Annotated in this window: 16 protein-coding genes; 8 read left to right on the top strand and 8 right to left on the bottom strand. The window is 68.4% G+C overall.

Annotation, left to right across the window (positions count from 1 at the left end):
- Complete coding sequence (locus tag MHA02_RS02465) at positions 1-576, bottom strand: SOUL family heme-binding protein (RefSeq protein ID WP_147076387.1); 576 nt, start codon at positions 574-576, stop codon at positions 1-3.
- A 46-nt stretch (positions 577-622) separates the two neighbouring features.
- On the bottom strand, positions 623-889 hold the full coding sequence (locus MHA02_RS02460) for a hypothetical protein (RefSeq protein WP_147076386.1): 267 nt from the start codon (positions 887-889) through the stop codon (positions 623-625).
- A gap of 240 nt (positions 890-1,129) precedes the next feature.
- Here MHA02_RS02460 and MHA02_RS02455 point away from each other — a divergent pair, with 240 nt between their 5' ends.
- From MHA02_RS02455 to MHA02_RS02440, 4 genes are all read left to right on the top strand, one after another.
- On the top strand, positions 1,130-2,191 hold the full coding sequence (locus tag MHA02_RS02455) for a zinc-binding metallopeptidase family protein (RefSeq protein WP_147076385.1): 1,062 nt from the start codon (positions 1,130-1,132) through the stop codon (positions 2,189-2,191).
- A 95-nt stretch (positions 2,192-2,286) separates the two neighbouring features.
- A complete protein-coding gene (locus MHA02_RS02450) occupies positions 2,287-3,090 on the top strand; it encodes a heme ABC transporter permease (protein WP_147076384.1) in 804 nt (267 codons plus the stop codon).
- Positions 3,091-3,098: 8 nt separating this feature from the next.
- A complete protein-coding gene (gene ccmD / locus MHA02_RS02445) occupies positions 3,099-3,257 on the top strand; it encodes a heme exporter protein CcmD (RefSeq protein WP_373866678.1) in 159 nt (52 codons plus the stop codon).
- A complete protein-coding gene (locus tag MHA02_RS02440) occupies positions 3,254-3,856 on the top strand; it encodes a DsbE family thiol:disulfide interchange protein (RefSeq protein WP_147076383.1) in 603 nt (200 codons plus the stop codon). Before ccmD ends, MHA02_RS02440 begins: the two co-directional genes overlap by 4 nt.
- Before the next feature lie 4 nt (positions 3,857-3,860).
- Here the strand turns inward: MHA02_RS02440 and MHA02_RS02435 are convergent, their stop codons facing one another.
- Positions 3,861-4,478: a septation protein A gene (locus MHA02_RS02435; RefSeq protein ID WP_244612394.1), complete on the bottom strand. Its 618-nt coding sequence runs from the start codon at positions 4,476-4,478 to the stop codon at positions 3,861-3,863.
- 94 nt (positions 4,479-4,572) lie between these two features.
- Between MHA02_RS02435 and MHA02_RS02430 the strand changes: the two genes are divergently transcribed.
- Together MHA02_RS02430 and MHA02_RS22930 are read left to right on the top strand one after the other, a co-directional pair.
- The gene (locus MHA02_RS02430) at positions 4,573-4,821 is read left to right on the top strand and encodes a hypothetical protein (protein WP_147076381.1); all 249 of its coding nucleotides are present in this window, start codon (positions 4,573-4,575) and stop codon (positions 4,819-4,821) included.
- Entirely contained in the window at positions 4,818-5,054 is a 237-nt protein-coding gene (locus MHA02_RS22930; RefSeq protein ID WP_174804638.1) for a type II toxin-antitoxin system VapC family toxin, read from the top strand. Before MHA02_RS02430 ends, MHA02_RS22930 begins: the two co-directional genes overlap by 4 nt.
- On the opposite strand, the gene ftsY is transcribed toward MHA02_RS22930, so the two are convergent.
- Complete coding sequence (gene ftsY / locus MHA02_RS02420) at positions 5,051-6,322, bottom strand: signal recognition particle-docking protein FtsY (RefSeq protein ID WP_147076380.1); 1,272 nt, start codon at positions 6,320-6,322, stop codon at positions 5,051-5,053. The two genes, MHA02_RS22930 and ftsY, sit on opposite strands and share 4 nt — an antisense overlap.
- Before the next feature lie 41 nt (positions 6,323-6,363).
- Between ftsY and MHA02_RS02415 the strand changes: the two genes are divergently transcribed.
- Both MHA02_RS02415 and MHA02_RS02410 read left to right on the top strand, forming a co-directional pair.
- A complete protein-coding gene (locus MHA02_RS02415) occupies positions 6,364-7,068 on the top strand; it encodes an RluA family pseudouridine synthase (protein ID WP_147076379.1) in 705 nt (234 codons plus the stop codon).
- A 199-nt stretch (positions 7,069-7,267) separates the two neighbouring features.
- Positions 7,268-8,227, top strand: a complete 960-nt coding sequence (locus tag MHA02_RS02410; RefSeq protein WP_147076378.1) for an invasion associated locus B family protein — start codon at positions 7,268-7,270, stop codon at positions 8,225-8,227.
- A gap of 262 nt (positions 8,228-8,489) precedes the next feature.
- On the opposite strand, the gene MHA02_RS02405 is transcribed toward MHA02_RS02410, so the two are convergent.
- The 4 genes from MHA02_RS02405 to MHA02_RS02390 all read right to left on the bottom strand — a co-directional run bounded on the left by MHA02_RS02405 (position 8,490) and on the right by MHA02_RS02390 (position 13,692).
- Positions 8,490-9,026, bottom strand: coding sequence for a hypothetical protein (locus MHA02_RS02405; protein WP_147076377.1), 537 nt, complete (start codon positions 9,024-9,026; stop codon positions 8,490-8,492).
- Positions 9,027-9,180: 154 nt separating this feature from the next.
- On the bottom strand, positions 9,181-9,870 hold the full coding sequence (locus MHA02_RS02400) for a DUF1013 domain-containing protein (RefSeq protein ID WP_147076376.1): 690 nt from the start codon (positions 9,868-9,870) through the stop codon (positions 9,181-9,183).
- A 163-nt stretch (positions 9,871-10,033) separates the two neighbouring features.
- Positions 10,034-11,473: a PepSY domain-containing protein gene (locus MHA02_RS02395; protein WP_147076375.1), complete on the bottom strand. Its 1,440-nt coding sequence runs from the start codon at positions 11,471-11,473 to the stop codon at positions 10,034-10,036.
- Positions 11,470-13,692, bottom strand: coding sequence for a TonB-dependent receptor (locus tag MHA02_RS02390; RefSeq protein ID WP_147076374.1), 2,223 nt, complete (start codon positions 13,690-13,692; stop codon positions 11,470-11,472). Before MHA02_RS02390 ends, MHA02_RS02395 begins: the two co-directional genes overlap by 4 nt.
- Positions 13,693-13,716: the final 24 nt, after the last annotated feature.

Genomic DNA, 13,716 nt, shown 5'->3' with positions numbered 1-13,716 from the left:
TCAGCCGGTGGGGACGCGGATCGCGACCTCGTCGCGCCGCAGAAAGGGAATCGTGAACGGCGGGTCGTAGCCCATGAAGAATGGAGCGCCCTCAGTCGCGATGCCGGCATCCGCAAGCACCTTCACCAGCCTCGCCATCTGCTTCGCCCGCGCCGTGTCCGTCGCCCGGCCGCTGAAGCGCAGGACGGCGAGGTGTTGCTCGGGCACCGTCGTCAGGCTCACTTTCGGATCGGTCGGCGTCGGCGGGTCGGCGGCCAGCGCAGCCGGCAGGAAGAAACGCATTTTCGCCGCGTCCCGCTCGACCGGCACCGTCATCGCGAGCCGCTGTCCGGCCGCTTCGACGGGTACGGTCATGGCGATGCGTTCGCCGCGCCCGTTGCCGCCGGAAATGTAGGCGAATAGCCGCCGGAAGGCGTCGCTGTCGCCCCCTCGCGACATTCCGGTCTCCACGGCCGCACGAGATGCGTAGACGCGGATTTCGACGCCGCGGTCGAGCGTCCGTGTGACGCTGTATGCGGATTCCTCCAGCGGTCCGCGAATGCCGAACACTGCCAGCAGCGATTCGAGGATCGTCATCAGGTAATACAGAACCGTCTCCGCCCGCTGCGAAACTCCAAGGAAGCTACTTGCCGCAGCCGTCGCAGATGCCGCTGTCGATCCTGTCGTTCTCGCGCTCGATCCGCTGCAATTCGCGCCGCTCGGCCGGTGTCGCCGGTCCTTCGCCGCTGCCCGGCGGCTTGGTCACACCGGTCGCGGTCGTGTGCGGGGCCGTGATCGTCGAGCGCGGGCCGCCGCCCGTCCCGGTGCGATCCGGTGGCGTCTCGGCCGACGCCACCGCCGGGAGAAGGAGCGCAAGAACTGGGATGCGGAGGAGGCTGTGCACGGTCATGGTCGGGGGCCGTCGGCGCAGAGAGTGTCGAGATCAGCTCAACGCTGTCGTCGGATCGAAGTTCATCGCAGCGGAATGGAACGAGCGCTGGCTGCACAACGCTTGAGCAATCTCGGCCGGTCTCGCGGTCCTCGACGCAAAATCCTGATTCCGCTCGACTTTTTGCGTGAACGTCCGCGCGCGTCCGGCATTGATGCGGGGTGAATGGCGGCCGGAGCGGCTGTCGATGCGAGACCCCTCATGAAGCTGTTTCAGTGCCAGTCCTGCGGCAACATCGTCTATTTCGAGAACCGAACCTGCGGCCGCTGCGGCCATCGGCTCGCCTACCTGCCGGAGACGGGCACGCTCTCGGCGTTGGCACCGGCCGGGAACGACACTTGGAGCCCGCTGGCCGCGCCCGAGCGGCCGAGCTTCTTCTGCACCAACGCAGGCCATGACGCCTGCAACTGGCTGGTCCCGCCGGGATCCACCGACGCCTTCTGCCTCGCCTGCCGCCACAACGGCACCGTTCCGGATTTGACCGGGGACAACAACCTCACCCGCTGGCGCGACATGGAACTGGCCAAGCATCGCCTGTTCTACGCGCTGCTGCGCTGGAACCTGCCGCTGACGACGCGAGCGGAGGATCCGGAGCACGGCCTCGTCTTCAACTTTCTCGCCGAGCCCCCGCCCGGAGATGGCTCCAAGGTGATGACCGGTCACGAAAACGGTGTCATCACCATCGCACTCGTCGAAGCGGACGATGCCGAGCGCGAGAAGCGCCGCAGCCAGATGGGCGAGCCCTACCGGACGCTGCTCGGGCATTTCCGGCACGAGGTCGGGCACCACTACTGGGACCTCCTGGTACGCGACGCCGGCAAGCTCGAGGCCTGCCGGGCGATCTTCGGCGACGATTCGCAGGATTACGGCGAGGCCCTCAAGCGCCACTACGAGAACGGCGCGCCGGCCGACTGGCAGGAGCACTTCGTCTCCTCCTACGCCACCACCCACCCCTGGGAGGATTTCGCCGAGACTTGGGCGCATTACCTGCACATCGTCGACACGCTGGAGATGGCCTCGGCCTTCGGCATGCAGGTGCAGCCGCTCCTCGACGCCCGGGGCGACTTCGCCACACGCATCGATTTCGACCCCTACGCCGCCGCATCGGCGCGGCAGGTGATCGATGCCTGGCTGCCCTTCGTCTTCGCCATGAACAGCGTCAGCCGCGCCATGGGGGAGCGCGACCTCTACCCCTTCGTGCTGGCGCCCGACGTGATGACGAAGCTCGGCTTCATCCACGACCTGGTGCACGGCCGGGTCTGAACACCCGGACGTGATCGGCGCGGGCGCGGTCCCGATGCTCCCGCGCCGATCCCGCGCATTGCCGCTGCACCGCACTGTCCGGTAAACAGCCGCGGATGTGGACCGCTCTCTGGAACCGCCTCGCCCATCCCGGGCACTTCTTGCGTTGGTCCGGCCCCGCGATGCCGTGGCTCGCCGGGCTCTCGGCCGCACTGCTGGCGTTCGGCCTGTATCTTACGTGGTTCGTGGTCCCGCCGGACTACCAGCAGGGCGAGACCGTGCGGATCATGTACATCCACGTGCCGGCGGCTTGGCTCGGGGTGTTCTTCTACGGGGCGATGACGCTGTCCGCGATCGGCACGCTGGTCTGGCGCCATCCCCTCGCCGACGTGGCACAGCGCGCCGCCGCGCCGATCGGCGCCGCCTTCACCCTGATCTGCCTCGTCACCGGTTCGCTCTGGGGCAAGCCGATGTGGGGCACCTACTGGGTCTGGGACGCGCGCCTGACCTCGATGCTGGTGCTGTTCCTGATCTATTGCGGCATCATCGCCCTGTGGCGGACCATCGAGGATCCGAACCGGGCGGCCCGCGCCATCGCGATCCTGACGCTGGTCGGCGCAGTGAACCTGCCGATCATCAAGTTCTCGGTGAACTGGTGGTCGACGCTGCACCAGCCCGCCTCGATCATGCGCATGGGCGGCTCGGCCATAGACCCCTCGATGCTCTACCCGCTGCTCGAGATGATCCTCGCCTTCACCCTGCTCGGCGTGACGCTGCACCTCTACGCCATGCGCACCGAGATCTTCCGCCGCCGCGTCCGCGTGCTGACCATCCGCGAGGCCGAGCGGCTCGATGCCGGCGCCGCGTCGGCGTCGATCGTCGCGCCTGCCCGATCGCTCCCCGTCGGCCAGGGCGCCTGAGGACAGCCATGTTGGATCTCGGACCGCATGCCGGCTTCATCGTCGGCGCCTACGCCTTCACCGCCCTGGTGATCGGCGGGCTCATCGTCGGCGCATTGCTCGACCAGCGGGCGCAGAAGCGGGCGCTCGCAACCTTCGCGGATACGGCCGGGGAGCGTCGTTCGTGAGCGGGACGGGCGCCGATACCGCGCAACCCGTACGTCGCTCGCTGCTGGTGATCCTGCCGCTGGTGACATTCGCCGTACTCGCCGGCGTGTTCTACCTGCGCCTGCGCTCGGGCGCCGACCCAGCGGCGATCCCCACCGTGATGATCGGCAAGCCGGCCCCCGCCTTCCAGTTGCCCCCGGTGGCGGAACTCACGGCGGATGGCAAGCCGGTGCCGGGCCTGTCCAGCGCCGAATTCAAGGGCAAGGTGACGCTAGTGAACTTCTACGCGTCGTGGTGCGCGCCGTGCCAGATCGAGCATCCGATGCTGATGCGGATGGCACGCGAGCCCGACATTCGCGTCGTCGGCATCGATTACAAGGACACGCCAGCGGCCGGGCGACGCTTCCTCGAGCGCAACGGCGTGCCCTATGCCGCCGTCGGCTCGGACACGACTGGCCGGGTCGGCATCGATTTCGGCGTCTACGGCGTGCCGGAGAGCTTCATCGTCGGCCCCGACGGCACCATCCGCGACAAGCTCGTCGGCATCGTCACCCCGGAGAATTATTCGGGAGTGTTGGCCAAGCTGCGGGCGGCAGGGACAGTCGCGGCCGCGAAGTAGCGTCTCAGGCCTTTGCCTCACCCTTGCGCTCGTAGCGCATCAGCAACGGCGTCTGCGCCAGCGCGAAGACGACGGTCAGCGGCATGATGCCGAAGACCTTGAAGCTGACCCAGAAGTCCTCCGTCTGCGTCCGCCAGACCACCTCGTTCAGCAGTGCGAGCACGAGGAAGAACAGCCCCCAGCGGAAGGTCAGCTTGCGCCAACCCTCGTCGGTGAGCGCGAACACCGAGTCGAGCACCACCGACAGCAGCGACTTGTGAAACGCCAGGCCGCCGAGGAGGACCAGCCCGAACAGGCTGTTCACGATGGTCGGCTTCATCATGATGAAGGTCTTGTCCTGCAGGGCCAGCGTCAGGCCGCCGAACACCACCACGACGACGCCCGAGACCAGCGGCATGATCGGCAGCCGCCGGATCAGTGCGTAGTGCACCCCGAGTGCGATCACGGTGGCCACGATGAACACCCCGGTCGCCACGAACAGCTTCTGGTCGGGGGCGACGCCGAAGCGCTCGGCATAGGCGTTGCCGAAGAAGAAGATCATCAACGGCCCGATCTCCAGCACCAGCTTGAGCAGCGGCGGAAGATGGCGGCGGGGCGGGACGGATTCGACGGGGAGGGCCAAGGGGATGTGCCTGTGCGCGGGACCGATCGTGGCGTGTTCGCCCGCCGGCATGTAAGAATTGAGGCTCGATGTCTGTAAGGGCCGCAAGGGAGCGATGTCCATCACGATCGAGAACGCCGAAGCCGAGGCTTTGCTGAGCGAATCGTCGGCGATGCGGCACAGCTCGCAGCCGGATCGCCTGCTCGACCTGCCGCGCCGGGTGCGGGAGCGATTGGCGCGGGAGATCGCCGGAGGGTTGGAGTCGGCGCGCTTGCTGCGCGAAGGACTGAACCGCCGCACGCTGATCGATCCGCGGCCGATCGACGAGATCCTGGCCTACGACGAGAACGGACTGCCTGCTTGAGCCCGCTGCTCTTCGCTTGGCGCGCTCGTGAAAGCATCACGATCGTCCCCGTCGACCACACCCTCGCGCAGGCCGCCGCCGATGCCTTCGTCCGCTATGGCAAAGGCAGGCACCCGGCCGCCCACAACTTCGGCGACTGCTTCTCCTACGCGCTGGCGAAGCCGCTCGACGCGCCGCTCCTCTTCAAGGGCAGCGGCTTCTCGCAGACGGACGCCGTCCCCGTCCTCGCCTAATCCTTCTCCAGCCCCGCGATCGCGCGCGCAAAATCCCGCGCCGCAAACGGCTCCAGATCCTCCACGCCCTCGCCGACGCCGATGAAGTGCACCGGCAGGCCGAACTTGGCGGCGAGCGCGACCAGGATGCCGCCGCGCGCCGTACCGTCGAGCTTGGTCATCACGAGGCCGCTGATCGGCGCGGCCTGGGCGAAGAGTTCGACTTGGCTGAGCGCATTCTGGCCGACGGTGGCGTCGAGCACGAGCAGCGCCGCATGGGGCGCTTCTGGATCGTGCTTGCGGATCACGCGCACGATCTTTTCGAGCTCGGCCATCAGCCCGCTCTTGTTCTGGAGACGGCCCGCGGTGTCGATGAGCAGGACGTCGGTTCCCTCGGCGGTGGCGCGCTTGAGCGCATCGAAGGCGAGGCCCGCCGCATCCGCGCCCTGGGCCCCGCTGATCACGGTCGTGCCGGTGCGGTCTCCCCAGACCTTCAACTGCTCGATCGCGGCGGCGCGAAAGGTGTCGCCGGCGGCGAGCATCACCGAATGACCCTGCGCCTTGAGCTTCAGCGAGAGCTTGCCGATGGTCGTGGTCTTGCCGGCGCCGTTGACGCCGACCATCAGGATCACGAACGGCTTCTTCGTCGTATCGATCACCAGGGGCTTGGCCACAGGCGCCAGCGCGGCCTCTACTTCGGCGGCGAGGATCGCGCGCACCTCGTCCGGCGAGATGCCCTTCTCGTAGCGGCCCTTGCCCACGGCTTCCGAGATCCGCATGGCGGTCTCCACCCCGAAATCGGCCTGGATCAGCGCGTCTTCGAGCTCTTCGAGCGTGTCCGCGTCGAGCTTGCGCTTCGTGAACAATCCGGTGACGCGGTCGGACAACGCGGACGATGTCCGCTTCATCCCGGAGGTCAGGCGCGTCCACCAGCCGCGCTTCTGTTCTGGCGCCTCGGCTTCGGTTGGGTCCGGTACGGCGACGGGCGCCGGATTGAGCGTGGCCGACGGAGCCGGCGCATTCGGCTCCTGGCCGGGCTGCAGGTCGGCGCCTTCGATCTCGTCGGGGACCTCGTTCTTGCCGGCGTCGTCGGCCGAAGCCTCGCTCGCCGGCATCGGCACCTGCGCGACGGCGTCGGCACCCGTGGCGAAGTCGAGCCGACCCTCGGAGTCGGAAGCCGGCGAGCCCGCCTCGGGCGTCTCCGCACGCTCTTCGGTCTCCGGGTCGGCCGTCTCGCCCTTGCGTCCGAACAGGCGGCCGAGCCAACCCGGCTTCTCGTCTCGACTCATCCGTACTTGCTCCCGCCGGTGCCCGGCTCTAGCCCGGCACCATGACTGCGACTGACATAGGCGTCCGCCTCCTCTACCGCGATGCCCTGATGCTCGTCATCGACAAGCCGGCCGGTCTGCCCGTTCATCCCGGGCCGAAAGGCGGTCCGACATTGACCGATCGCCTCGACGACCTGCGCTTCGGCCTGCCGCGCCGGCCGCAGGCCGCGCACCGGCTCGACCGCGACACTTCGGGCTGCCTCGTGCTCGGCCGGCATCCGAAGGCTCTGGCGCGTCTGAACAAGCTGTTTGCGGATGGAAGGGTCGAGAAGACCTACTGGGCGATCGTCGAGGGTGCGCCGCAGGACGAGAGCGGCGTGATCGACCTCGCGCTGGCCAGGCGCTCCGACGATCCGCGCAGCTGGTGGATGAAGTCCGATCCGGCCGGCGATCCTTCGCTGACCCGCTGGCGCGTCCTCGGCCGAAGCCCGGATGGCGGCAGCGCCTGGCTCGAGCTGGCGCCGGAGACGGGGCGCACGCATCAGCTGCGCGTCCATTGTGCGGCGATGGGCTGGCCGATCCGCGGCGATACGATCTACGGCAACGCGCCGCGCCACGGCGGCCCCGGCTTGCAACTCCATGCGAGGGCGCTCGGACTTCCGCTCTACCCGAAAAAGCCGCCGATCCGGATCGAGGCGGCGCCGCACGAACATATGAGCGCCGGGCTGACCGCTTGTGGCTTCGTGCAGGAGACCCGGCCGCCATAGCTCTCCCTAAACTGACTTGCCCATCGGGCGAGCAATTCTGGAATGAAGACGCGTGCCTGCGACAGGCGACGTTTACCGAAGGCCGGAAAATACCCTGCGGTCATCCTGTGCAGCCGCTCAGGTTCGCGCTAACGCTGGGCGGCGCGTTCAGCCTCTGCATCCCGCACCGGCGAGGGCGAATCTTTTCCGAGAGCGGACGATGACGTCATTCCTGCGCGCGGCGGTCTTCACCGCATGCCTGCTCCCCGCCGTCGCGGTCGCGCCGTCCCATGCGGCCCAGCGCGAGCCGTTCGAGATGGTCAAGGACTGGGAGGTCGAGCGCACGGTCGGCGATACCAGCGCCAACCCGTGCCTGATCAGCAAGACCTACAAGGACAAAGAGGACAACAACGCCATCAACGGCATCGTCTTCGCCCTCGACGGGTCGAACTCGGCGCTGGCCCTCGTCTACCAGCCCTGGACATGGGACAAAGGCGAGTCGGTTAAGGCCACGCTGCTCGCCGGCAAGAAGATCCTCAAGAAGGGGGTGACCTGGGCCGGCGACGCCGAGACGCTGACCGCACCGTTCCCGGACACCATCGTGCCCGATCTGCTCTCGGCCAAGACCATCACCCTGCGCTTCGATGACGGCGACGCCGAGTTCGACATCTCCGGCTTCCCGCAAGCCTACGAGGCGCTGCGCCGCTGCGATGCGGCTCCGGCCAAGGTGGCCGCGGCTCCGACGCCTGCCCCGGCTCCTGCGCCCGCTACACCGGCGCCGGTCGCCGCCGCTCCTGTCGTGGCCACGCCACCGGCGGCCGCCGCCGCAGCGGCACCGGCGGTTCCCCCGGCAGCACGCATCCAGGCCTATGCCTTCGGTTTGATCCTCCAGAAGGCCATCAAGGAGTGCGATGTCTCGACGAACGGCAAACAGCGGGCTGGCGTCGACGCCAAGGTCGCCGCGCTGCAGCCGGAAATGGCTCCGATCGAGGCCCAACTGCGCGAGGGCCTGAAGTCCGACGCACCGAAATGCCCGACCGCCCAGGAAGAGGCCAAGTTTCAGAGCACGCTCGCGGAATATCTCGACAAGTCGCCCGAGGATTTTTCGGCGGCGATGGACAAGAAGTCCGCCGAAAAGGCTGCGGAGAACGCCGCGAAGCCCGAGGCCCCGAAGCCTTAGGATCTCCTCGCGGGACTGGATCAACGCGCCGTCGATCCGGGGATTCGCCGTCGGCGAGAACCCGAAATCCAGAACTGCCGATCGTTTCGGATGTCACGAGACGAGGTGCATTTCGGGCGAATGTCGGCGGCGCCGTGATCCCGGGTTCGCCTGCGGCGCCCCGGCATCACGGCGAGGAGCGCCAAGCCGGCGGCTCGGCCCACCGATCACAGATCCCACCGGGTCCGTGCCGACCACAATTCTCGTCCAAGCAGCGAGAGCGCTATATCGCGGCGGTCCGGCGCAGCCAGATGGCGGACGCGACGGCAAGGGGCTCCAGCGGTAGTGTCACGTCTCCGCAACGGCGGCCCCATAGGGAGATGCCGCCGAAATCGACGCCGCGGATGGTCAGCCATGTCCCGAACGGGAAGGTGGCCTCCGTACCTTCCCCCGGCCCGAAGCACTCCTCGAAAGCGATCGGGTCGACCATCAACGCGTCGTAGGCTTCGAGATGCGCGGCAATCGCGATCTTCGAGCGGAACAGCCCGCGGTCTCGGCGTGCCGACGAGAAGCAGGGCTCGCACTCGGTCAGCGTGACCCAGAGCTTACGGCCGATATGCAGGTAAGGCGGATTCGGCCCGGTCGTCTCGAAATTGGCGGCGGACCAGCCGGCCTCCGTGATCAGCGAGTCGGCGAGCGTGATCGGCTCGCGCAGCCTGTCCTCCCCGTTGCGAAGGAGCGCCCCGTTCACCGCGGGGCCGCTCGTCCCGGCGGGAGATGCTGTCGAGGCCGGCGTCGTGTCGGTCTCGGTGCCGGCCATGGGCCTGCCCTCGAATGCCCGATCATCCGTGTGATCGAGCCGGCACTATCCAGCATCCGAATGGCTTTGGCGACCGTGCCATCCTGAAAAACAATGCCGGGCGGGAGGCTGACAGCCGCATCCGGCCCGCTTCATCGCGATGGCGCCGAGAAACTCAGTCCTCGTCGTCGTCCTCGTGCGGGCGCTGCATGCCCTTGAGCTTGGCGAACACCGCGCTCTCGTTTATTTCGTCGCCCTCGTCGTCGCCCTTCGGCGCGGTCGAGACTTCCGTCGGCAGTAGGGTCGGGCCGCTCTCGGCCGGCACGGCGGCGGGACGGTCCTTGGCGGCCTTGCCGACTTCGAAATCGAGGTCGATCTGCGAGCACAGGCCGAGCGTCACCGGGTCGAGCGGCTGCAGCGAGCCGGAGTTCCAGTGGCTGCGGTCGCGGATCTGCTGGATCGTCGACTTGGTGGTGCCCACCAGCCGGATGACCTGCGCGTCCTTGAGTTCCGCATGGTTGCGCAGCAGCCAGAGGATCGCGTTCGGGCGGTCCTGGCGGCGCGAGAGCGGGGTGTAGCGCGGACCCTTGGTGGTGCGCTTGACCTCGGGGAGCTTCACCTTCGAGACGGCGATCTTCAGCTTGTGCGCCGGCGACTTCTGCGCCTTCTCGATTTCTTCGCGGGTCAGCTGGCCCGTCGTGATCGGGTCGAGGCCCTTGATGCCGGCCGCGACTTCGCCGTCGGCGATGCCCTTCACCTCGAGCGGGTGGAGATGGCAGAAATCGGCGATCTGCTCGAAGGCGAGCGAGGTGTTTTCCACCAGCCATACGGCGGTGGCCTTCGGCATCAGCGGTCCTTGGGACATCGGGGTCGGCTCCGGCAATGGGCGCGAGCACGGAATGGTGAATGCCGCGGACGAAGGACCGCTGCCTCTCCGGCCTGAACCGTCAGGTCCGGAGAATCCCGTCTCACGCTGAAATAGGGAAGTGCCTCCTATACAGGCTCGCCGGGGGGGCGTGCAATCGCGTTCATGCGGCCGGTTTCACGGAGCGCGGCCGTGGCCGCCGCAGTCGCCGCCAGCCGCCGATCAGCCCGGTCACGGTGATGACGGCGCCGAGGAGGTTGAGAAGCCATTGCGCCGCGTCGCGGACCGGCGGGTATGCGATCAGCACCGGCAGGTCGAGGCGATGCAGGGCCGAAAACAGCCAGCGATAAGCCCGTCCCGAGCGGTCGAGGCGCTGCAGGATCTCCCCCGTCGCCGGGTCGACGTGGAGCCAGGTCGCGGCGGCATCGTCGAAGCGCAGGCGCAGGATCGGCAGGGGGCGTTCGTCGTGGAGGGCGTACCAGTAGACGTCGTAGGCCGTGAGCCGCTCGACGACGGGCGGCCCGGCGCCGGGAACGGCACGGGCTGCCGCCCGCACGATCTCGCCCTCGCCGATGCCGCCGCCGTCCAGGCCGGTCGTCCGGCTGGCTCCAGGGCCGCTGGCGGTGGCGAGCCAGCGGCCGCCGAGGCGGGTGAAGCGCAGGGCGACGGTATCGGGCGGAGCGAGGGCCTGGAGTGCAGCCGCGTCGAGACCGATGGGACCGCCCTCCCCGGCATAGGCGGCGAGCCAGTCGGCCGGCGGCGTCGGCGGCGCGAACCAGCGGTTCGGGTTCATCGAGAGCCAGCCGCTGACGATGAACGTGGTCAGCGTCAGTCCGCCGGCGAGGCCGAACAGGTGGTGCCAGCGCGCGACGCCGCGATAGGGCGTCACCGCGCCGTGCGGATAACGCCGCCGAACCCGCACCCGCCAGATCCCGAGCACGACGCCGCTGACCGCGCCAAGGGTCGCGATGCCCGACGACCACAGCAGCACCTGCCGCCAGAGGTCGACCCGGGCGCGGAGCGGCGTCGGATAGATCCAGTGGACCACCGCACCGATCCAGTTCCAGCCTCGCTCGAACCGCGTGGTGTCGAGGACGATCGTGCCCGTCCGCACGGAGACGTAGAGTTCCGTGCCGGCGTCGTCGCCGAGCACGACCTTGTGGAACGGGCGCAGCCGGTCGAAGCGCTGATGCACCGTCCACTGGTCGCGCTCGACCGGCTCGACGCCGCCACGCCCTCCCGCGATGGCGAGCGCTTCGGCAGGCCCGACGGGACCGAGCCGAGCGCCGGCTTGGCCCGAGACGATCGCCTCCCCGATCCGATAGACCGGTTCCGGCCCGCGCATCTCCAGCGCGAAGCCGGGCGGTGCCGGCGAGACACCGCTCGCCGCGACGGCCGCATCCGGCGCCACGGCGACGCGCTCCCAGGCGATCGGCGCAAGCCGCGCGAGCCGCTCCGCCTCGGTCAGGCTCGGGAACGGCACGTAGAGCATCACCAGCCCAGAGCCGATCCACAGGGCGAAGAACAGCCCCATGGCGATGCCGAGCCAGCGGTGACCGAGCAGCAGCCAGCGCTTGGCCCGTTTGACGTGGCGGCCGCTCACCAGGCCACGGTGTAGGCGACTTCGAAGGTCCTGGGACGCCCGAGCAGCCAGTTCGTGTTGACCCCGTTCACGGCGTTGCCGCTGATCGCATAGATCTCGTCGGTGAGGTTGTAGCCGCGCAAGCTGAGGCGCGAGGCCGGCGTCACCTGATAGTCGAGCCCGGCATTGAGCAGCGCATAGGCCGGGCGCGGCGCGGTATTGCCGAAATCATTGAAGGTCTTTCCGACATACTGGACGCCGACCCGCGCCTCCCAGCGTGGCGCGAAGGCCCAGTTGAGCCAGAGATTGCCGACCTGCTCCGGCACGTCGAGGGGCTGCTTGCCGGCATAGGACACGGTCGCCCCGTTCACGACCTGATTGAAGTCGTCGTATTGCGCGTGCAGCAGCGCGAGGTTGGCGTCGACCCGCCAGCCCTCGGGAAACAGGATCGAAACCGCCGCCTCGACGCCTTGCGAGGATTGCTGGCCGACCTGTACCGCGACCGTCGAGGTCCCGGGCAACTGCGAGATCAGGTTGTCCTTGACGATGCGGTAGCCGGCTAGCGTCCATTCGAGAGACCCGCCGAACGAGAGCCCCTTGATGCCGATCTCGACCTGCTGGCCGGTGGCGAGCTGGAAGCCGGCAAGCGACTGGCTGAGCGAGATCAGGCTGCCGACGGGGTCCGTCGCGGTGGCGTATTGCGCGTAGAGCGCGATGTCCGGTGTCGGGTTGTAGATGCCGCCGAAGCGGTAGCCGAGCCCTCCGAAGCTCTTGTCGAACTGGCCGCCGGTCTGGAGGTTCTCGCGGTCGAGGCGCGAGGCGTCGTAGCGGACGCCCGCGAGCAGCGCGAACTGCTCCGACAGGATCAGGCGGTTCTCGGCGAAGACCGAGGCCTGGTCGGTGGAGGTGGCGTAGGCCGGGATCGCCCGCCCGTCCTGCGGAAAGAAGCCGAGGTTGCGGCCGAAGACCGGCACGCTGTCGGTCTTGTCGAAATAGAAGTTGTTGGTGTGCTTGAAGTCGATGTGGTTGACGTCGAAGCCGGCCACGAACTCGTTGCGGAAGCCGAACAGGTCGCCCCGGAAGGCCGCGTCGAAGCGGTTCCCGACCTGCTCCTGCTGGTGGTAGATTTCGAGGTAGTCGCCGCGGTCGATCCGACCCGTGCCGCGGTTGAAGCTGTACTGCTCCACGTCGAGCCAGTGGCGCCGGCTCTGCAGGCGGTAGCTGGTGTTGCGGATGGTGATGTCCGCGCTCGGGGTCCACTCGGTCTTGAGCTGCGTCCAGTTGTCGACCCAGGTGATCTTGGCGTCGCGGACGTTGTAATTGTTGAAGCGCAGCGCGGCCGGCACGCGGTTGCCGATGGTCGGCGAGCCCCAGTAGCGGGCGGGCTCCTGGTATCCGGTGTCGTGGCTGAGCGTGAAGGCGAGGTCGGGCGAGGCCTGCAGGGTCACCGCGCCGGAGACCGCGAGGTTCTGGAACTCGCCTTCGGGCGTCATCCAGCCGCTGGAGCGGTTGCCGCTGACGTTGAGGCGGTAGGCGACGGCGTCGCCGATCGGCCCGGTGGAATTGAGAGCGAGACGGGCGGTGCCGTAGGAGCCGCCGCCGATGCGGACCTGATCGAACTGCGTGAACAGCGGCTTCTTCGAGACGACGTTGACGATGCCGCCGATGGCGCCGTCGCCGTAGAGCACCGAGGCCGGGCCGCGCAGGACCTCGATGCGCTCGACGTTCCAGGTGTCGAAGGGGAAGGTGACGGTGCCGGCGCCCACGAACAGGCGGGTGCCGTCGTAGAGCTGCTGGATCGAGTTCGGACCGGCGAAGCCGCGGCTGGTGAAGGCGCCGTTGCCGTTGCCGGGTGCTGCGACGGTGGTGATGCCGGTGGCGTTCTGCGTCACCGCCTCGACCACGGTGTTCTGACCGCGGGTGCGCGCCGCCTCGCCGGAAATGATGTCGATGCTGGCCGGGGTCTCCAGCGGGGTCAGGCCGATGCGGCTGGCACCGCGATCCGGCGTCTTGAGGTTCAGGCCGACCGGCGAGGCACGGGTCAGGCTCACGTCCTTCGGATCCCAGGCCACGTCGGGCGAGAGGCCGGCGCCGACGATGCCGAGGCCCGCGACGGAGATCTCTTCGAGGGTGGTGCGGCTGGCGGAGGTCTCCTGCGCGGCGGCCGGGCCGAGCCCGAGGCCCAGCGCGAGGGCGGTCAGCGAGACGGATGTTCGAATGCGTGTGAGGCAGGTCGTCATGGCAGCAAAAAAGTCCGGGCGACG

This window comes from Methylobacterium haplocladii (assembly GCF_007992175.1).
Lineage (GTDB): Bacteria > Pseudomonadota > Alphaproteobacteria > Rhizobiales > Beijerinckiaceae > Methylobacterium > Methylobacterium haplocladii.
The sequence above is the reverse complement of the archived record's forward strand: the minus strand, read 5'-3'. Positions and strand labels throughout refer to the sequence as shown.